The sequence below is a fragment of the Winogradskyella algicola genome (assembly GCF_005869935.1).
GTDB lineage: Bacteria > Bacteroidota > Bacteroidia > Flavobacteriales > Flavobacteriaceae > Winogradskyella > Winogradskyella algicola.
The window spans coordinates 181,669-202,737 of sequence record NZ_SZQF01000007.1 but is presented as its reverse complement, the minus strand read 5'-3'; the positions used below and the strand labels follow the sequence as shown (position 1 = coordinate 202,737).

General features: G+C 34.1%; 19 protein-coding genes. 5 read left to right on the top strand and 14 right to left on the bottom strand.

The window, feature by feature from the left end:
- The first annotated feature begins 20 nt into the window (after nt 1–20).
- Both FC091_RS12045 and FC091_RS12040 read left to right on the top strand, forming a co-directional pair.
- Entirely contained in the window at nt 21–581 is a 561-nt protein-coding gene (locus FC091_RS12045) for a hypothetical protein (protein WP_138434517.1), read from the top strand.
- A complete protein-coding gene (locus FC091_RS12040) occupies nt 544–1,725 on the top strand; it encodes a glutathionylspermidine synthase family protein (protein WP_138434516.1) in 1,182 nt (393 codons plus the stop codon). The genes FC091_RS12045 and FC091_RS12040 overlap by 38 nt, the downstream gene beginning before the upstream one ends.
- On the opposite strand, the gene speD is transcribed toward FC091_RS12040, so the two are convergent.
- The 11 genes from speD to glgA all read right to left on the bottom strand — a co-directional run bounded on the left by speD (nt 1,710) and on the right by glgA (nt 16,661).
- Nucleotides 1,710–2,093, bottom strand: a complete 384-nt coding sequence (gene speD / locus FC091_RS12035; RefSeq protein ID WP_171032519.1) for an adenosylmethionine decarboxylase — start codon at nt 2,091–2,093, stop codon at nt 1,710–1,712. The genes FC091_RS12040 and speD overlap by 16 nt on opposite strands.
- A gap of 12 nt (nt 2,094–2,105) precedes the next feature.
- A complete protein-coding gene (locus FC091_RS12030; protein ID WP_138434514.1) occupies nt 2,106–2,657 on the bottom strand; it encodes a hypothetical protein in 552 nt (183 codons plus the stop codon).
- A gap of 77 nt (nt 2,658–2,734) precedes the next feature.
- On the bottom strand, nt 2,735–3,661 hold the full coding sequence (locus FC091_RS12025; RefSeq protein WP_138434513.1) for a hypothetical protein: 927 nt from the start codon (nt 3,659–3,661) through the stop codon (nt 2,735–2,737).
- A gap of 30 nt (nt 3,662–3,691) precedes the next feature.
- Nucleotides 3,692–5,023: an MFS transporter gene (locus FC091_RS12020; protein ID WP_138434546.1), complete on the bottom strand. Its 1,332-nt coding sequence runs from the start codon at nt 5,021–5,023 to the stop codon at nt 3,692–3,694.
- A 69-nt stretch (nt 5,024–5,092) separates the two neighbouring features.
- Nucleotides 5,093–5,923 carry a M48 family metallopeptidase gene (locus FC091_RS12015; RefSeq protein WP_138434512.1) on the bottom strand — a complete coding sequence of 277 codons (831 nt, stop codon included), beginning with the start codon at nt 5,921–5,923 and terminating at the stop codon, nt 5,093–5,095.
- A 78-nt stretch (nt 5,924–6,001) separates the two neighbouring features.
- A complete protein-coding gene (locus tag FC091_RS12010; protein WP_138434511.1) occupies nt 6,002–8,422 on the bottom strand; it encodes a glycoside hydrolase family 31 protein in 2,421 nt (806 codons plus the stop codon).
- A 153-nt stretch (nt 8,423–8,575) separates the two neighbouring features.
- The gene (gene glgB, locus FC091_RS12005) at nt 8,576–10,486 is read right to left on the bottom strand and encodes a 1,4-alpha-glucan branching protein GlgB (RefSeq protein WP_138434510.1); all 1,911 of its coding nucleotides are present in this window, start codon (nt 10,484–10,486) and stop codon (nt 8,576–8,578) included.
- Nucleotides 10,487–10,490: 4 nt separating this feature from the next.
- Nucleotides 10,491–12,122 carry a maltokinase N-terminal cap-like domain-containing protein gene (locus FC091_RS12000; protein ID WP_076615133.1) on the bottom strand — a complete coding sequence of 544 codons (1,632 nt, stop codon included), beginning with the start codon at nt 12,120–12,122 and terminating at the stop codon, nt 10,491–10,493.
- Between the two features lie 2 nt (nt 12,123–12,124).
- The gene (locus FC091_RS11995) at nt 12,125–14,062 is read right to left on the bottom strand and encodes an alpha-1,4-glucan--maltose-1-phosphate maltosyltransferase (protein WP_138434509.1); all 1,938 of its coding nucleotides are present in this window, start codon (nt 14,060–14,062) and stop codon (nt 12,125–12,127) included.
- A 121-nt stretch (nt 14,063–14,183) separates the two neighbouring features.
- Complete coding sequence (locus tag FC091_RS11990; RefSeq protein ID WP_138434508.1) at nt 14,184–15,452, bottom strand: glucose-1-phosphate adenylyltransferase; 1,269 nt, start codon at nt 15,450–15,452, stop codon at nt 14,184–14,186.
- Nucleotides 15,453–16,661, bottom strand: a complete 1,209-nt coding sequence (gene glgA, locus FC091_RS11985; protein ID WP_138434507.1) for a glycogen synthase — start codon at nt 16,659–16,661, stop codon at nt 15,453–15,455.
- 265 nt (nt 16,662–16,926) lie between these two features.
- Here glgA and msrB point away from each other — a divergent pair, with 265 nt between their 5' ends.
- The 3 genes from msrB to lpdA are packed head-to-tail and all read left to right on the top strand — an operon-like array spanning nt 16,927 to nt 19,402.
- Nucleotides 16,927–17,424 carry a peptide-methionine (R)-S-oxide reductase MsrB gene (msrB, locus tag FC091_RS11980; RefSeq protein ID WP_138434506.1) on the top strand — a complete coding sequence of 166 codons (498 nt, stop codon included), beginning with the start codon at nt 16,927–16,929 and terminating at the stop codon, nt 17,422–17,424.
- Nucleotides 17,417–17,968 (top strand): DinB family protein, encoded by a 552-nt coding sequence (locus FC091_RS11975; protein WP_138434505.1) that lies wholly within the window; start codon nt 17,417–17,419, stop codon nt 17,966–17,968. Before msrB ends, FC091_RS11975 begins: the two co-directional genes overlap by 8 nt.
- 57 nt (nt 17,969–18,025) lie before the next feature.
- On the top strand, nt 18,026–19,402 hold the full coding sequence (gene lpdA, locus FC091_RS11970) for a dihydrolipoyl dehydrogenase (protein WP_138434504.1): 1,377 nt from the start codon (nt 18,026–18,028) through the stop codon (nt 19,400–19,402).
- A 49-nt stretch (nt 19,403–19,451) separates the two neighbouring features.
- Here lpdA and FC091_RS11965 read toward each other — a convergent pair whose 3' ends face one another.
- The 3 genes from FC091_RS11965 to FC091_RS11955 all read right to left on the bottom strand — a co-directional run bounded on the left by FC091_RS11965 (nt 19,452) and on the right by FC091_RS11955 (nt 21,033).
- Nucleotides 19,452–19,925, bottom strand: coding sequence for an outer membrane beta-barrel protein (locus FC091_RS11965; protein ID WP_138434503.1), 474 nt, complete (start codon nt 19,923–19,925; stop codon nt 19,452–19,454).
- Between the two features lie 2 nt (nt 19,926–19,927).
- Entirely contained in the window at nt 19,928–20,347 is a 420-nt protein-coding gene (gene aroQ, locus FC091_RS11960) for a type II 3-dehydroquinate dehydratase (protein ID WP_138434502.1), read from the bottom strand.
- 98 nt (nt 20,348–20,445) lie between these two features.
- Entirely contained in the window at nt 20,446–21,033 is a 588-nt protein-coding gene (locus FC091_RS11955) for an outer membrane beta-barrel protein (protein WP_138434501.1), read from the bottom strand.
- Nucleotides 21,034–21,069: the final 36 nt, after the last annotated feature.

The following is a 21,069-nucleotide window of genomic DNA, read 5'->3' as shown; positions in this document are numbered from 1 at the left end:
AGGAAATTAACCTGTCAAAGATGAATAAAAAAATTATAACTGGTCTTGCTTTAACTAAAAAAATAACGTTAATGGCCGCTGTAGCTGCTGCATTAACATTTCAAAGTTGTGGCGATAACGATCCAAGTCCACGCATTAAAGATGCACAGCAAGAAACGGTTTACGAATCTACTCAAGGTGTTATCACTGAGGTTGAAGAAGTAGAGCCAGGAAATGATTATAAAATCATTGATGAGCGTTTAATTGACGATAAAGATAAATCTATTGCTATTGTACACACATTAGAAGGAACAACAGATACACTATCTTTAAGAAAAATGAAAAATGACGAGTCATCTTACAGTCGTCATTCTGGTTTAAGAAGCATACTATTCTACTCGTTAGCAGCTTCTTATTTTAATAGAAGTTTACGTAACGTTACACCAAACCAAAGTAACTACAAAAATGCTTCTGCTTATAATAAATCTACAGGATTAAAAAACGATTTAAGAAGCTCTGCAACATCTCGAAGAGTAAGTGTACCAGGAAAATCATCTAGAGGATATGGCAGCGGAAAGTCGTTTAGATCGTTTGGAGGATAGTCGTTTTAAAGAGATAAAACGTCTTAAAAAGAAACACGTTCCACATCGCTTACACTGGTATTTAGAAGAAGACTATTTTTCTGAAGAACTACTCGGTATTTACCGTTCTGAAGTAGAGCAACTACGTCGTATTTCTGACGAAGCGTTTTACTTATTTCAACGTGCAACAGACAAAATCATAGCCGAACATAAATTAGGAGAGCTTGGCATTCCGTCATCATTTCAAAAATGTATTGAACATAGCTGGAAGAACAAGAATAGACACCCTTTTCTTTATGGTCGTTTTGATATTAATGGAGGTTTAAAATCTGATTATGGTCGCATTATTGAGTTTAATGCAGACACATGTAGCACTTTACCTGAGACATTATTGTGGCAACCTCTTCAATTAGAACAATTAAAAGGTAATCCCCAAAGCTTTAATACTTTAAAATTTGATATAAAAGATACTTTGTCTAACCTAAAATCTTATTTAGGTAAAGACAACCCTGTTTTTCTGGGAACTTCTTTTGGATATATTGAAGACAAAGAAAACGTTAACTGTATTATAGATATAGCTTACCAAGCTGGCTATAAACCGTTTTATTCGGACTTGGAGCATGTTATTTTTTCGGATGAAGGTATATTTCATCAAATTGGTGATGAATACGAAGATGTTGATGTGCTTTTTAAAATGATCCCTTGGGATTGGATGTTCAATGACGAGCCTGAATTAGCACACACACTTTCAGACTTAATACTAAATGATAAAGTGGTGGTTTTAAATCCACCATACACTGCTATTTGGCAGAATAAAAAGTTTTTGGCTTACATCACACAGAACTTCCCGAATAATATTTTGGCTGAAACATATTTAAGCAAAGAGCCTAGCTTATACAATTATGTACAAAAACCTGTTTATGGTCGTTTGGGTGAAAATATTTCTATTGAAGCTATGGGTAATTCTGAAGCTAGATCTAAAGGTGATTTTGGACATCAGGATATGGTGTTTCAAAAATTTTACCCATTAAATAAAGATGAAGAAGATTATTTTTATCAAATAGGAATGTTCTACACATCAAGAGCGTCTGCCATAAACTTAAGAACACAAGAATCTAAAATTATTACCGATGATTGTGAGTTTATGTCTCATTTTATTATATAAGGATCTGATGAAATAATAGAGATAGCCTCTCCCCTTTCAATCTTCTTGATAACAACTTTATCCGAACTAAAAGATTTCATTAGTAATTCCTGAATTTTTTTAGCGTCAAAAGGTCTACAAGAAAATATATCTACTGCAGCAAATTGATGTTCTGGCCATGAATGAATACTTACATGGCTTTCTTCTAATAGAATAAAGCCGGTAACACCAATGGGCTTAAATTGTTTGTAAGACTCATTAACCTTGGTAAGCTGTAATTCTTCAACTATAACATTTAATACCGTTTTTACCGTAGGTATAAACGATAGTGTATCTGCATTACAGTTATACACATCCCAAGTGATATGAGTGCCGAGAGAGGTTTTCAAGTTTAGTGGTATTTATTCTTCTTCAGAATAAGAGTCGTATGCGCTCTGCATCATTTCTATAAACTCGTAAGAATCATAGACCTTTACAAGCGTTGTATAAGATTCGTCAGCATCTACTTCAACCATTTCTGGTAGTGTTTCCCTTGGGCCATAGTCCCAAGTTACTTTATTAATAACATTAGTTAAAACGTCGTAGTTACCTTCCATAGGAAAACCTAAAAAAGTAACTTCTTTACTTGGTAATGTAGATGCATAGGAATTTTGAAAAGCTGGTGGTCCGTAATATTCGTCAGCTACTAAATATTCCGATAATGAAGGATTAATCATATATACAGACTCAGTAAAATTATATTTTATAATACTATCATTCTCTAAGGTTAACTGGTGTTCCCCAGGTCCCATTTCTACCCAAATAACGTCTTTTGGCGGAACTAAAACCCGTAAAGTATCTACTACGATTTCTACAGGAGCATCTGTTGGATTATCAATAGCAAGGTCTACTTTACTACTACATGATGAAAATACAGTTAAGGATAAGATTGAAAGTATTAATAGCTTTTTCATTATTGAGTGTTTAGTTACTGGCAATATAAGAATATTAATGGATTATTTATTAATATATACTCAGTTGATAAGTAAATTTATAGTTTTTCATAAATATACGTAATAGAGTGAGTAATTGTAGAGGTATTGTCAACTGAGCTAGTTGCAACTAAACCATCATTAATGACAACATATAGACGATTTGCATTTCTGAAATAATATAATACTGTCCCATCTAAAAAGTTGAAAGTAACTGTATTGCCATCTTGAAACCAAGTGAAGAATATAGTTTGATCTATTTCGCTACATACTGTGGAAAATTCAACCATATCTGTGCCAACAATCGGTGTAAAGGTGATATTAGCTATTGACCTAAGATACAATCTGCCAGTACCATCAGAATAAAAATCAATTGTTTCATTATCGTAACAATTTATTTCATCTAGGAAATTACTGGATGATATACCGTCATTATCTAAATCTAAATCAGTTATTGGGTTGGGTTCCCACGCAATTAGCTTCCATGTGCCTAAAGTCTCTACATAAGTAAGCTCACAATCCCCTAGGTCTTCTATTAAAGTGTTTAACAATCCGTCTTCATCACCACAAATCTCTATTTGATTCATTAGTGCATTCTTATACGTATTGCATGTTTCCTCATAATCATTATCCGTTGTATTATTAAAATCATTTAATGCAATTTCTGTTGCGACTATGGCTTCTTCACAAGCATCAATTTCTTCTGTACAAGTACCTAAGTCATCTGCAAGTAATTGTAAGCTACCATCTTCATCTCCACAAGCTTCAATCTGATTTAATAAAGCTTCTTTATAGATAAGGCACAGGTCACTAAAATCTTCTTGTGTTCCATTTAAGAAATTCTGAGCAGCTATTTCGGTAGCTTCAATAGCTTCTACACAAGAGGTGTCTTCAACGATAATTTCACCTTCATAAGGCTCATTATCACAGTTAATTGCCATAAAGAGTGTGGCAAACAACCCTAACATAAATATTTTCTTAACCATAGCATGCTAAAGTTAAGAATTATTTTTGAATTATTTTTTAGGAACTCTAAAGAGTAAAACGATACCTATTAAAAAGAAAATAAAAAGAAACAATATAGAGTTACGCATACTACCAGTAATCTGATCAATAAAACCATAAATAAGCATCCCTATTACTATACCAATTTTTTCAGCTACATCATAAAAACTAAAATATGATGTTGTATCTTCTGTCTCTGGTAAAAATTTTGAATATGTAGATCTAGCTAATGATTGTATACCACCCATGACCAAGCCAACTAATGAAGCAGCTACGTAAAATTGAACTGGAGTTTTCATAAAATATGCATAGAAGCATAAGCACATCCAAATAAAATTGACAGCAATTAAAGTAGATATATTTCCAAATCTAGAAGATGCTTTTGAAGTTAACACTGCTCCAATAATTGCAACAAGTTGAATGACTAATATACTCAATATGAGTCCTGTTGTTTTTGCTTCATCACTTCCCCAAGCAATTTCTTCTTCACCAAAATATACAGCGACTAGCATTATGGTTTGTACTGCCATACTAAAGACAAAAAATGCATATAAATAACGCTTAAGCCTTAAGTTTTCTTTCAGTTCTCTCCAAACGCCTTTTAATTCTTTAAAGCCATTGAATATAACATCCTTAGTCACCTTATGTCCTGATGACGCACCTTTTGGCAACACATAAAATGTATATTGGCTAAAGCCTGCCCACCATATACCAACCATAATAAAAGAATATCTCATAGCAACCTGTGCTGCGGTCTCGATGACTTTGCCATTTTCGTCTATATTGTCCTCAATAAAGAATACACTCGGATACATTACCATAGCAAGATTAATTATCAATAGAATAACACTACCTATATACCCTAAACTAAAACCTTTTGCACTTATGCTATCTTGTTGGTCTTCATATGCTATATCTGGCAAATATGAGTTGTAAAACACTAAACTTCCCCAATAACCGATAAGTCCCATAAAATAGAATAACAAACTAAGATGAATTCTATCTAAACTAAACCAATATAAGCCTATACAACCTGCTGAACCAACATAGCAGAAAAACTTCATAAAATTCTTCTTATTACCAATATAATCAGCAATACCAGATAAAATTGGCGATAAAAAAGCAACAACTAAAAATGTAAATGCTGTAACAAAAGTAATAAGCGCAGTGCTTTTAAAATCATAACCAAACGCTGTTACTACCTTCTTATCTGAAAGAAATAATGCTGAATAAAAAATTGGAAAAATAGATGATGCAATTGTAAGGGTATATACAGAATTTGCCCAATCATAAAATGCCCATGCGTTAAGAAGTTTTTTACTTCCTTTTTTAAGTTCGTTCATAGAGGTTACAATAAAAAAGCTGCTCTCTTGAGCAGCTTCTAAAGTAATCATTTATTTTTTAAGCCAATATTAATTTATTGGTCTAAACGAAGTAACACCGAACTTTTTAGCCTCAGCTTTAGCTTTTGAGGATAATGCTTGTAAAGTTTCAATTCTAGAGTCGTTACTTGGGTGCGTACTCAAGAACTCTGGTGGTGCTTGTCCTCCACTATTAGCTTTCATACGTTTCCATAATTCCGCTGCTTCATCAGGATTATAACCAGCAATTGCCATTAAAATTACACCAATTTTATCTGCCTCAGTTTCGTGAGACCTACTAAATGGTAACATTCCCCCAACATTACTTGCTAAGCCATAAGCTTGCATCCACATTTGTTGTTTTTCTGGGCTTTCATTTCCTGTAGCTACTGCAACACCAATACCGCCTAATTGTTGTAACATCCCAGAACTCATTCGTTGTTGGCCATGATTTGCCAATGCATGAGCCACTTCGTGTCCCATAATAGCAGCAACACCAGTTTCATTTTGAGCTATTGGTAAAATACCTGTATAAAACGCTATTTTACCACCTGGCATACACCATGCATTAACTTGTTCTGATTCTATCAATTTATATTCCCATTTATAATCATCTAAGTAACCTTGATGTCCATTAGCATTTAACCAGCGTTCTGCAGCAACAGCAATGCGTTGTCCTACTCTGGTAATCATTTCGGCATCTTTTGTTCCTGTAATTACTTTACTTTCACTTAATACTTGGTTATACTGTGCAAAAGAAGAAGGGAATAATTGGTCATTAGAGACAAACGCCATTGTTTTTTTTCCTGTAAATGGATTTGTAGCACAAGAAACAATAATTGCTATTATTCCTAGTATTGATATTCCTTTTTTAAATGTCATAGCTAATGGTTTAATTTACATAATCACTAAAATACAAAAATCTATTCGTAATTATAAGACACTTCTTTTATTAGATGGTCACTTAGAATTTCCTTCTTTTCCAATAACATGAAGTTCAGAAAAGTTTTTATCTACCACAAAAGAATTTGTCCCATTAGATTTTAAATGCGTTAATGAAATAACTTGGTTGTCTATTTGGATTTCAGAAATGTCAAAAGGCAATCCATGAATTATAATCTTAAAGGTTTCATAAGTTGTTATAAACTTACCTTCTTTATGCTGATTTATAATAAGTTCATTCTTTCTTCCTGTAAGACTAAAGCTTCTTAAACTATAGCGTCCTTTAGTGTAATCATAGCCATCATTGGCATCGCTAAATAATTCGCTAACTTCTTTTCCGTCTTTATAATAAACATCTAGTGCTATCTCTGTAATCTCTTTTTCACCAACATATTGTTGTACAGGGAATTTAGGGATAATTGCACCTTCTTTTACAAAAATTGGCATACTATCTATATCTGCATCTACCCACATCTCTTTTCCACCTCTTATAATTTCATCAGTCCAGAAATTATACCAACTTCCTCTAGGGATATACATTCTACGTCCTTTAGCGTTTGGTTCTAAAATAGGACAAGCTAAAATCTGTTCTCCAAAAATAAATTCATCAGTTCTATAATGCGTTTGAACATCATCTTGATCGAACAAAACTAAAGATTTTAACAAAGGTGTTCCATGATCGGTATAATTCCAAAAAGCAGTATACAAGTATGGTAATAATTGGTAACGAAGTTCAATAAACTTACGTACTATGGCTGTAACATCCTCATCGAAAGCCCATGGTTCTTGGTCTCCATGATCACCAGATGAATGTACTCTGAAGAATGGATGAAAAACACCAAGTTGAATCCAACGTGTAAACAATTCACCTTGAGGTTGTTCTGCAAAACCACCTATATCACTACCAGCAAATGAAAAGCCAGACATGGCCAAACGTTGTGCCTGAATATTCGCTATCCATAAATGCTCCCAAGTGGCTACATTATCGCCTGTCCATGTAGATGTATATCGCTGTGTCCCTGAGTATGCAGCCCTTGTAATTACAAAAGGTCGTTTTGGAAACGAGTATTTCTTTAAACCTTGATAGGTTGCTCGCGCCATTTGCATTCCATAAATGTTATGTGCTTTTCTATGGCTACAAGGGTTACCATCGTAATCGTGCCTAACATCATCTGGAAAGGTTTTGTTTGGCACCTCCATTACGGCAGGTTCATTCATATCATTCCAAACCCCTTTAATTCCAATCTCTTCGATTAACTCCTTAAAAAGTCCTGACCACCATTCTCTCACTTCAGGATTTGTAAAATCTGGAAAATAGCATTCGCCAGGCCAAACCTTACCTTTCATGTAAGGCCCATCGGCACGCTTACAGAAATAATCATTCTCTAATGCGTCTTTAAAAACCGAATAGTCTTTATCGATTTTAATACCTGGGTCTATTATAGCTACTGTTTTAAAACCTTGATCTTGCAATTCTTTAACCATACGTTTTGGGTCTGGAAAATAGTCTTTATTCCAAGTAAAGCAACGAAACCCGTCCATATAATCGATATCTAAATAAATAGCATCGCATGGAATTTTAAGCTCTCTAAAGGTTGTTGTTATTTCCTTTACTTTACTCTCGGGATAATAACTCCATTTGCATTGATGAAACCCAAGTGCCCATAATGGTGGTAAGTGGTGTGGTTTTCCTGTTAAATCTGTATAGCTTTCAACCACGTCACTCATATTTGGGCCATAGAAAAAGTAATAGTTCATTTCACCGCCTTGTGCCCAAAAACTGGTAACATTTCGTCGCTCTTGAGAAAAATCAAAAGAACTCCTAAAAGTATTATCAAAGAAAATCCCATAAGCTTTGCCATGATGAAGGCCTGTGTAAAATGGAATGGTTTTGTAAATAGGGTCTGTATCTTTTCCGTATGCGTAAGAATCGGTAACCCAATTATCGTAACGCTTTCCTTTTAGGTTCAGATGGTTAGGCTTATCACCGAGTCCATAATAACTTTCACCATCGTTAGAGACTTTGCTCATTTTTACGATATTACCGCCAAATTCGTAGCTTTCCTCCCAATGAAAACCAATTTCGTCTTGGTTGATTAAAATGCCATCTTTAGCATCATATATTGAAACACGGAGACTTTCTTTAGAAATTTCGCATCGCAACTTAGAAGTTATAACAATGTAACAATCATCATTTTCTTCAATTTCAAGTTTATTATAGCCAATACTTGCATATTTGGTTATGGCGTAGGAGAAATCATTATCAAAAGTACCTACGGTTGTGTATCTAAATCTTAAAAGACTATCGCGAACAACAGTTAATTGTAGAATAACATCGTTATCGGTTGAGAAATAAAGTTTATCAACATCTTTCTCAAAGCCTATTATATTTGAAGGAAATTGATTTCCTTTATTTTCTAATTCTGTATTTGTAATCATAGCTCGATTTAATATGTAAGGGCGCGTAAAAAAACGGAAAATTAAGAACTTTAAAAAGCTTAAATGCGTGTATTTATACAGTTTTATGAACTACATCGTTTTCGAGAGCGTAGTATAGATAAAATTTAAATTTTATGTCTTTAAATCTTGTCTTTATTGCGTGTACTTAAATACTACCATGCCTAATGGTGGAATTGTAATAGCGATTGAGTTATCCCTAAATTGCCATGGTTCAGTTTCGGAACTCTGTGTCTTATTTTTGTAAGAACCCGATCCAAAATATTTTTTTAAATCACTATTAAACACCTCTTTAAGCTTTCCTTTTTTTGGTACACCCATCTTGTAGTTTTCTCTAGGTATTGGTGTCATATTGCAAGCTACAACCAAATCATCTTTAGTATTGTCCCCTTTGCGGATGTAAACTAATACTGAATTCTCAGCATCGTTATAATCTATCCATTCAAAACCTTCTCCCATAAATTGCTTTTGGTGCAAAGCCGGTTCTTTTCTGTATAAACTATTTAAATCTTTAATTAATGCTTGCACACCTTTGTGTGGTGCATATTGCAGCAGATGCCAATCTAAACTTTGTTGAAAGTTCCATTCTTCACTTTGCCCAAATTCAGCACCTTGAAATAATAACTTTGTCCCTGGATGTGTAAACATATATGAATACAACAATCTAAGATTTGCAAATCGCTGCCACTCATCACCAGGCATTCTACCCAAAATAGAGTGCTTGCCATAAACAACTTCGTCATGGCTTAGAGGCAACATAAAATTCTCGGTAAATGCATAAGTCATACTAAAGGTTAAATCGTTTTGATGATGCTTTCTATAGATTGGTTCTTTTGCAAAATATTGTAAGGTATCGTGCATCCAGCCCATCATCCATTTCATTCCAAAACCTAACCCACCTAGATAAGTTGGCTTAGAAACCATTGGAAACGATGTCGATTCTTCTGCGATTGTTTGTACATCTGGAAACGAACTATATACTGCTTCATTCATTTCGCGCATAAAGGAAATGGCTTCAAGATTTTCTCTACCTCCAAACATATTTGGTTCCCACTCACCTTCTTCCCTACTGTAATCTAAAAACAACATCGAGGCTACAGCATCGACCCTTAGACCGTCCGCATGATATTGATCTAGCCAAAAAATAGCATTACTAATTAGAAATGATTTCACTTCATTTCTACCATAATTAAAGATCAAACTTTTCCAATCTGGATGGTAGCCTTTACGCCTGTCTGGATGCTCATATAAAGCTGAGCCATCAAAAAATCCAAGCCCATGAGCATCTTCTGGGAAATGCGATGGTACCCAATCTAAAATGATTCCTATATCGTTTTGATGTAGTTTATCTACTAGTAGTTTAAAATCTTCAGGATAACCAAAACGTGATGTTGGCGCAAAATAACCTGTTAACTGATAACCCCAAGATGGGTCATAAGGATATTCCATAATTGGCATAAGCTCTACGTGTGTAAAGTTCATATCCTTTACGTAAGTTACAAGATCTTCCGCAAGTTCTTCATAGGTTAAAAATCTATTTTCTTCAACTTTCTTTTTCCAAGATCCTAAATGAACTTCGTAAACCGAAAAAGGAGCATCTAAAGCGTTATGTTCCTTACGTTTTTTCATCCATTTGTTATCCTTCCACTTGTAATCATCATCCCAAACAATAGAGGCTGTATTTGGCGGATGTTCACAACGTCTGGCATACGGATCTGCTTTCTCAGTTTTTATATCGCTATGATGACTATGAATTTTATACTTGTAAATGTTGCCTTTACCAACTCCAGGTATAAAACCTTCCCAAATACCACTTTCGTCCCAACGCACGTTGAGTTTATGATCTCCTTCTAACCAAAAGTTAAAATCACCAACAACGGAAACTGATTTAGCACTTGGTGCCCAAACCGCAAAATAGGTGCCTTCTACACCATTAACGGTTGTAATATGAGAACCGAATTTTTCGTAAAGACGGTAATGTTTACCAGATTTAAACAAATTGATATCGAAATCTGTAAATAAACTGTGTGCAATTACTTCTGCCATAAATTTAGTGGTTGATAATATTTGAAATTCCTTTTAAAGGAATAACTGCCCAAAGTGGTCGAGAATTAAGCTCGTAACCTAATTCGTAAACTGCTTTTTCTAATAGTGAATATTTTAATAAAAAGATACGTTCTTGCTGATAGCCGATATTAATATTAGCATTTTGAATTTCGACAACATAAGTTCCTAAAAACAAACCAATAAAATATTGATACAAGATTTCACCAGCTTTAAAAAGTTCTTCTTGACTTTGTTTATATTTATCTTGATTATTAAAGATTGTCGCATATATAGCATAATGAAATGATCTAAATAAACCTGCAACGTCCTTTAATGGTGGCTGCTTTACTTTTCTATCTCTAATGGTACTTTCAGGCTCACCTTCAAAATCGAGAATGTAGAAATCATCGTTCTTAACGAGAACTTGACCTAAGTGGTAATCTCCGTGTACTCTCAAACGCTCCCCTTTTAGCTTGGTCCAATCAAAATTTAAGAATCGTTTTCTAATTTCATTTTTACGTTCTAAAAATTCATTGGCTAGTTCTAATGCTAAGCCATCTAACTTATGTAGATTGTTTTCAACCGCATTTAAACGGTTTTGGAACTGGTAAAGCAATCTGTTTTTTAGCCATACTGTGTAATCGCCATTAAATCTTTCTGGAGTAAAGGATGTATCTTCAAACTCAGAGCCCAGAGCGATGTGCATCTCGGCAGTACGCTTGGCAAGTGTCTGTATTTTTGTAAAAACATTTAAACCTGCCCAATCAATAATTTGCGCAGGAATATCTCTAATGGTCAACCGCTCAAAAGGTTCTGTGTGAGGCAGACGATTTATGTTAATGTTTTTATACTCTAAATTTGAAAACACCTTATGAAGTTCTTTTAACATATAATCCCAAGCATCGCCTTCATTTGGCACCAATTCATTCATTAAAGCTATGGTTATATTGGTGTTTTCATGGTCTTTAATTTGCATACTGCCCAAATAAGCAGGTGTGTTCTTAAAGTCTTTCTTTTCGGACAAAAAACGACTCATCTCGTAATCTGGATTGCGGTCTGCATAGATGCGTCTAAAAAACTTTAAAACATACTTATCATTGTATACAATAGAAGTATTACTCTGCTCCATACCCATGAATCTTGACGACTCGTAATGGCAATCTGAAAAATTTGAGCTTTTTTTATACTGTACTCGAGTTCTGTCTTTTGGCACAGCATTTAGTATGCGCTCAAAAACCACTTTTCTAAAGGCTTCTAGATTTATGGCATCTATTATAAATCCTTCTTGGTTTTGAATACTTATGGGAAGTATGCGGTCGTCTTTTGCGAAGCTTTCGTCTGACACAAACGCTATAGGCAAAAAATAGTGTTGGTAAAAAGCTTCGGTGAAATTAACTTCTAAAATAAGTCCATAATATACTTCTTCATTTTGCTGAATTCTGAAATATTCAGCTAATTCAATATATTTTAGTTTACTCGATTTACCACCATACCAACGTTGCTTAATAATATACTTTTCTAAAACGTCTGAAAGAAATGTTTTTACAAAATCTTTATTTTCCATCAAATCTTCCCACTCTACATCAAAATTGTAAGGAGTTTTTAGATTGACTGTTGTAGATTTCTTTTTAGACATTTCTATTTATTTATTTTAAATATATGAAATGGTAAGGTGGGATGCAACTCAATGAAATTCCATTCGTTATGCCAATTATAACTGCTTCCTGTAACTAAATCATTTACAGTTACTTGCTGGCCAGAATGAATTTCTAAATCTTGCAAAGGCAATTGAACTGTTCCCTGTTGTGCATAGTATTGTTCTAAACTAACAATGATTAATAACTCGTCTGTTTTTGAATCATTCCATTTATAATAAGCCAATAGATTATCATTCTCTACATGACAGAATTTAATGTTATTTGTTTGTTGCAATGCTTCATGTTGATGACGGATAGCATTTACCTTTGATATTATAGACGTCAGTTTATTTTGCACATCCCAATTGTAGTGCTTCACTTCAAACTTTTCAGACATATAATACTCTTCCTTTCCAGGAATAGCATTATCTAACTGTTGTTCAAATACAGGGCCATAGATACCAATATTAGAACTTAATGTTGCAGCTAATACATAGCGTTGTATATATTTAGACTCGTTAGCGCCTTGCAAGTGATATGGGTTGATATCTGGTGTATTTGGCCAAAAATTCGGTCTCATATACTCACGCTGATCGGTTTGAGTAAGCTCAGTCATATACTCAATAAGCTCTTGTTTATTATTCCTCCAAGTAAAATAGGTATATGATTGCGTATAACCTTGTTTAGCTAATTGCTGCATAACCTTTGGTTTTGTAAATGCTTCTGCTAAGAAAAGGACATCTGGATGTTGTTTTTTTACTTCAGTAATAATCCAATTCCAGAAATAGTAAGGTTTAGTATGTGGGTTGTCTACCCTAAATACTTTGATGTCGCAATCTATCCAATAGATTAAAATATCTAAACATTCTTTCCAAAGGTTTTTATAGTCTTTACTTTCCCAATAAATTGGTAAAATATCTTGATATTTTTTTGGTGGATTCTCGGCATACTGGACGGTTCCGTCTGGTCGCCATTTAAACCAATCTGGATGCTCTTTTACCCAAGGATGATCAGGAGCAGCTTGCAATGCGTAATCCATTGCAACTTCAATACCCAAATCTTTAGCTTTTTTAACCAAAGCTTTAAAATCCTCAACAGTTCCTAGTTGTGGGTGTATATCGTTATGTCCGCCATATTGCGAGCCAATTCCCCAAGCAGATCCTACATCTCCTTCATTGGCATTAGTTGTATTGTTTTTTCCTTTACGATTAACTTCCCCTATAGGATGAACTGGCGGAAAATACAAGGTATCAAAACCCATTTCGGCAATACGAGGCAACAAGCGTTCACAATCTTTAAATGTGCCGTGCTGACCTTCTATCTGAGAAGAAGATCTAGGGAAGAATTCATACCAGGTACTAAAAAGCGCTTTTTTTCTATCTACATAGATTTGTAACTCTTTAGATTCATTAACCAAATGCTTTTCTGGATATTTTACAAAGATATCGTGTAGCTTATGAGATGTTGCTTCTTTGATTGCCTCATCATATTTACTTTCATTTTCAAAACAATCTATGCAGTGGTCTAAGTATTCTTTTTCTTTTTTTGAGGCTTTTTTTAGTAACGGTTTAAGATAGGTTACTCCTTCTAAAAGTTCTGACTTTACATGTTGATTATCGTCAATTTTTCGTTCAATACCATGTTGCCAATTCAATGCATAGTCTACCCAACCTTCAACCTTATATACGTAAAAACCTTGTTTTTCTACAGTAAACGAGGCTTTCCATTCATCATTAACTACATGATGCATTCTTACCTCGCTCCACTTTTTAGCGTTTTCGTGTTTAAACAAGACCGAAGCTGCAATAACGTCGTGTCCATCTACCAGTACATGAGCTTCTACATTTACAATTTCGTTTACAATACGTTTTATAAAAAATTTACCACAATTTATTTGTGGTTTTACTGCGTCTATGACAACACGTTTTTGGTTCTGCATCTTGCTAATTGATTGTTGATTACATAACGAAAGTAATATACAAACTCGACATATAAAAGGAATAAATAAAGAGGTGCAAACTACAACGTTTGAATTAATTAAGTATTACTAAATTTATTGATTATTGAATAATGGTTCTTGGTGGAATAACTGCGTTTTTTTTCACAACCACAATGCCATCTTTAACAAAATAACTGTCAGTTTCAACATCTTTTAATTGCTTTCCGCCGTTAATCCTAACATCATCACCTATTCTGCAGTTTTTATCGAGAATTGCATTTTTTATAAAACAACGTTCACCAATACCCATAAAAATTTTAATCTTTTTTGATTCTACTTCCTCTAAAGACTCATAGCGATCACAACCCATCATGTAGCAGTTAATAACTGTAGATTCTGCACCAATTCTAGAACGAATTCCAATAACCGAGCGTTCAATTTTTGCAGCATGTATAATAGAACCTTCAGAAATTACAGTTCTGTCTAGAAGCGTACCTGATATTTTTGAAGTTGGTAAAATCCTAGCATTGGTATAGATACGTCTTTCATTATCGTACAGGTTAAACTTCGGTATATCGTCAGTCAATCCAAGATTTGCTTCAAAAAAGCTATCAATATTTCCTATATCTGTCCAATAGCCTTCAAATTGGTAGCTTAACGTTTTATGGTTTTTAATTGCCTCAGGAATTATTTCTCTTCCAAAGTCAACTGTATCAGGATTTTTTAATAATTCAACCAATAACTCTTTATTGAAAATATAAATACCCATTGATGCCAAATAATTTCTTCCTGCTTTCTGCATGTCTTCACTTACGGGTGAGGACCAATCGGGCAATAATGAAGCATCTGGTTTTTCTACAAACGAAGAAATAAAATTATTATCATCGGTTTTTAATATACCAAAAGAAGTTGCATCCTTAGCGTTTACGGGTTGAGTTGCTATTGAAATTTCTGCGCCACTCGCTTCATGAGCATCAATCATTTTGTTAAAATCCATTTGGTAAAGTTGATCACCTGAAAGTATTAAGGCATATTCAAAATCATGCCTTAAAAAGTGATGCAAACTCTGCCTAACTGCATCTGCAGTACCCTGAAACCATTTATCACTAGCAATAGTTTGTTCTGCTGCCAAAACATCTACAAATGCCGAACTAAAAAAGCTAAAGTGGTAAGTATTTTTTATATGCCTGTTTAAGGACGCTGAATTAAACTGTGTTAAAACATACATACGTTTAATATCAGAATTGATGCAATTTGAAATAGGTATATCTACCAATCTATACTTTCCGGCAATGGGTACAGCAGGTTTAGACCTGCTTTCTGTTAATGGATAAAGACGAGAGCCTTGTCCTCCTCCTAATATTATACTTAATACTTTGTCGTTTATCATTTACTTAACGCTTAAGGATTGATATATGCTTTTGGTTTGCTTTGCAATGGCTTTCCAGTCGAAAAACTCTTCTACACGCTGTCGTCCATTCTTGGCCATTTTTTCTCTTAGTTCCTTATTCCCAATAACTTTATTGATACCATTAGCTAAATCTCTAGAAAATTGGTCTGGATTTACAGGCTCAAAAGGTGCAACATTTTGCTGCTCTAGATTTACTAGTAAACCTGTTTCACCTTCAATAACTACTTCTTTTATACCACCAACTGCACTAGCTACTACGGCTGTTTCGCATGCCATAGCCTCTATATTTATAATTCCAAATGGCTCATAGATTGATGGACAACAAAACACATCTGCATGAGAATATAATTGAATAACATCTTTTTTATCTAACATTTTATCAATCCAAAAAATGTTATCACGTGTTTTAGAAGCTTTTGCTACAGCATCTTCCATTTCTTTGGCAATCGCTTCTGTATCTGGAGCGCCAGCACATAATACAATTTGAGTATCAGCATCAATATACTTAATGGCATTAACTAAATGAACTATTCCTTTTTGTCGTGTTATTCTTCCAACAAAAAGGACATATGGTTTGCTTTTGTCGATGCCGTAAGCTTCTAGTACATCGGTTTCGTTTACAATGCTATACTCTTTTAAATCAATGCCATTATATACGACTTCAATTTTATTTTTATCAACATCAAAATGTTTGATAATGTCTTGTTTCGTTTCTTCTGATACAGCAATTAAACAATCTGCCATTTCTATAGCGGTTTTTTCTACCCAAGAAGACGCATCATAGCCTCTACCTAATTGCTCACTTTTCCATGGTCTCAAAGGCTCTAAGGAATGTGTAGTTACCACTAAAGGTTTTCCATAACACAACTTTGCCATAATACCTGCAAAATGCGAGTACCAAGTGTGGCAGTGTACAATATCTGCGTCTATGGTATCAGCATTCATATGAAGTCCTGTACTTAAGGTCTTAAAAATAGACTTAAGCTTACTATCACTATCTTTAAAAAAACCATCTTCAAAAGGATAACCTTTAATACTGAGATTGTTAGTTTTTTTATCTTGGTCTCCAAAAGTTCTTACTTCTACTTCCATTAATTCAGACAATTCCTTTGCTAAATATTCTACGTGCACACCTGCACCACCATAAACGTAAGGAGGAAATTCTCTGGTAAGAAACAATACTTTCATCTAAATTTATTTAATACTTGTTAGTTGTAAGATCTAAATTACTTATTTACACAATGAATGTTTACAACACATTATAATAGTCACTAGGCATAACTAATACGATGGAAAAAGGTATTTAAAAAAATATCAATGTAATTTACTTAAATATTATGATTTTATCAACTCTTTAATCCAATTACTTAATAATAAAAATTATACTGAAAGCTTTGTAATTTTTTAAAACTTAATACGACAAAAGGTTTATTTAAAATCGTAAATTTAAGCTATGAAAAAGATCTTATTATTTTCCTTAACCGCTCTTTTATTCAATTGTAATGGCTCTGCTCAAAAAAAAGAAAATGAGGAGTCGGAAGAGTTTCCAATTACAAAAACCGAAGCTGAATGGAAAGCTGAATTAACCGAAATGGAATACTATGTTCTTAGAGAGGCAGGTACCGAACGTGCTTTCTCAAGTCCATTGAACAAAAATTACGAAAAAGGAGTTTACCATTGTGCTGCTTGTGATACACCGTTATTTAAAAGTGAACATAAATTTGATTCTGGTACTGGCTGGCCAAGCTTTGACAGAGAAATAGAAGGTAATGTTGCTTTTTCCACAGACTACAAAATTGGTTATGCTCGTACTGAAGAACATTGCGCAACTTGTGGAGGACATCTAGGCCATGTGTTTAATGATGGCCCAAAAGACACCACAGGAAAACGTCATTGTATTAATGGCGTGGCATTAAATTTTGTACCAGAGGACACTAAAAAAGATGAATAATTACATTGAGAGCAGTATTAAGCAATTTGAATATTACAAAAGTCTTGGCGATAAAACTTTTGCAAACTTAACTTTTGATGAATTAAAAAGAGAGTTTGCTGAAGATTCAAATTCTATATCTATAATAGTAAAGCATATTGTTGGCAACATGCTAAGTCGCTGGACAAATTTTCTAACCGAAGATGGCGAAAAAGAATGGAGACAACGCGATGAAGAATTTATTGATACATTTCACTCTAAAGAAGAACTTCTATCCACATGGAATAAAGGTTGGGATTGTCTGTTTGGCGCTATAAAGTCTTTAAAGAATGAAGATTTAGAGCGTATAATCTACATAAGAAATCAAGGCCACACAGTTGTTGAAGCTGTAAATCGACAAATGATGCATTATGCCTATCATGTTGGTCAAATTGTATTTTTAGGAAAACTTACTAAAGGAAATAATTGGCAATCCTTATCCATACCAAAAGGAAAATCGAAAGATTACAACAAAGAAAAATTTTCTAAAGACAAAGGCAAAAGACATTTTACAGAAGACCTTTAATATTACATTTTGGTTTCGTAAATTCGTACTCTCAAAAATTCAATTAAAAAATTACTCATGAGTAAATACGATATCATAGTATTAGGAAGTGGTCCTGGTGGCTACGTAACAGCAATTAGAGCATCTCAATTAGGTTTTAAAACCGCTGTTGTAGAGAAAGAAAGTCTTGGAGGTGTATGTTTAAATTGGGGCTGTATACCTACAAAAGCACTTTTAAAGTCTGCTCAGGTTTTTGAATATCTAAAACACGCTGAAGATTACGGTTTAAAAGTTAAAGATGCAGAACACGATTTTGATGCCGTTGTAAAGCGAAGCCGTGGTGTTGCAGATGGCATGAGTAATGGTGTAAAGTTCCTAATGAAAAAGAATAAAATTGATGTTATTGAGGGCTTCGGAAAAGTTAAGCCAGGAAAGAAAGTTGATGTTGATGGTAAAGAGTATTCGGCTGATCATATCATAATTGCAACAGGTGCTCGTTCTCGCGAGTTGCCTAGCCTGCCACAAGATGGTAAGAAAGTAATAGGTTACAGAAAAGCAATGACGTTAGATAAACAACCTAAAAAAATGATTGTGGTTGGCTCTGGAGCTATTGGCGTTGAGTTTGCTTACTTCTACAACTCAATGGGAACGGAAGTTACTATCGTAGAATATATGCCAAAAATTGTTCCTGTTGAAGATGATGAAGTTTCCAAGCAACTAGAGCGTAGCTTCAAAAAATCTGGAATTAAAATCATGACTTCTGCAGAAGTTACTTCTGTGGATACATCTGGTGAAGGTGTAAAGGCTACTGTAAAAACTAAAAAAGGTGAAGAAGTTTTAGAAGCTGATATGGTATTATCTGCAGTAGGCATTAAATCTAACATCGAAAATATTGGATTAGAAGATGTTGGTATTGCAGTTGACAGAGATAAAATTTTAGTAAACGACTACTACCAAACTAACATACCTGGTTACTATGCTATTGGAGATGTTACACCTGGACAAGCTTTAGCCCACGTTGCTTCTGCTGAAGGCATACTTTGTGTTGAAAAAATTGCAGGAATGCATGTTGAAGCTTTAGATTATGGAAACATACCTGGTTGTACGTATTGTTCACCAGAAGTTGCTAGTGTAGGTCTTACTGAAGCTCAAGCTAAGGAGCAAGGTTATGATATCAAAGTTGGTAAGTTCCCATTCTCAGCTTCGGGTAAAGCAAGTGCAGGTGGAAACAAAGATGGTTTTGTAAAAGTGATTTTTGATGCTAAATATGGTGAATGGTTAGGTTGTCACATGATTGGTGCTGGTGTTACAGATATGATCGCAGAAGCTGTATTAGGTCGTAAATTAGAAACAACTGGTCATGAAGTATTAAAAGCGGTTCATCCTCACCCAACAATGAGTGAAGCCGTTATGGAAGCTGTAGCAGATGCTTATGATGAAGTGATACATTTGTAATAAAACATCCACAATACACAAAAAAGCGATTCGTACTGAATCGCTTTTTTTATAATCTATATCCAAGTCCAAGGAAAAGTACGTTGGGAGATAATTCTTCAAAACCAATAGTATATTTCATGTGTATACTCAAATCTGAAGAAAAATCATAATCTAAACTAAGATCTGCTCTTATCTTAAGTTTATTAGAGAAAAAATCAAAAAAGTAATTTAAACTAGGTCCTACCAAAATATGAACCGTATCGTAAATATCATACTTTAAGTAAATCGGAGCATTTAAAAATCTAAAATCACCAATGCCTTTATAAAGTAACTCTGGTTGAATATGAAACCCATTGTCTATAGAAAAATCTACAAAAACACCACCATAATAACCTGTTTCAATATCTGGATTAGTACCAAAATCACCTTCGTTAACTTTAAAAAAGGTAAAATTTAATCCACCTTTAATTCCAAGTTCTGTTTGTGCAAAAGCCACAAAACTAAAAGCAACGACTACTAAGGATAGGATACATTTTTTCATGATTATAAGATAAAACTTTCTATTGCCAAATCATAGCTTTTTAGACCAAAACCAAGAATAACTCCTTTGGTATAAGGTGAAATATAAGATTGGTGTCTAATTTCTTCACGAGAAAAGGTATTAGAGATATGAACCTCTACTACAGGTACTGTAATTGCTTTTACCGCATCACCTATACCAACAGAAGTATGTGTATAAGCACCAGCATTTAAAATAATGCCGTCATAACTAAAACCAACTTCTTGTAACTTATCTATGAGTTCACCTTCAATATTAGATTGATAATAATCTAACTCAATATTGCTGTACTTAGACTGAAGTACTTTTAGATAATCTTCAAAAGTTTGGCTACCATAAATCTCAGGCTCTCTTTTTCCTAGAAGATTTAAATTGGGTCCATTAATTATTATAAGTTGCTTCATAAAGTAAATATAGTAAAACCTACTTCGACTAGACGGATAAGGGCATAAAAAAAACCGAAGCACTTGCTTCGGTTTTTTTTAAATTATTTCTAAACTTTTTAGAACTTGTAGTTAACACCAAATGATACATTGGTCCAATCACCACCAAAAGCGAATGAATTAGTAGCTTCAGCACCATCAAAATCTGGCTTAGAAGAAGAATAACCTAATACACCTACTAAAGCTTCAATAGAAAAATTATCTGAAACAAAATAGTTAAGACCTCCTGCAAAAGAAGCAGAGATTACGTCAGTTTTAACATCAGCTAGTTTATTGTCCATAGACTCATAACCTAGACCCAATTGACCAAAAAGTGAGAATTGGTTAGCTGGCGTAAAATAATAACGACCAAAAGCACCAACACCGAAAGTACTCATATCTACTACGTCTGTACTTCCTGATTCTGCTTTAGCAGATCCGAACGCTAACTCAGCACCAACTGCAATGTTGTCTGATACAAAAAACCCTACTCTAGGAGCAATTTCAAAAGTATTCGCCTTATCATCATCGAGTTTTTCTGATCCAAAAGTTAAAGAACCTGTAATAAATACATCACCGTTCGAAAAACCACCAGTAGAGGCATCTTCTTGTGCATTAACACTTACAAAAGCAAAAACTGCTAAAGCAGTAAAAAGTAATTTTTTCATAATCTTTTAAGTTTTAAAATTGATTTGATCTGCAAA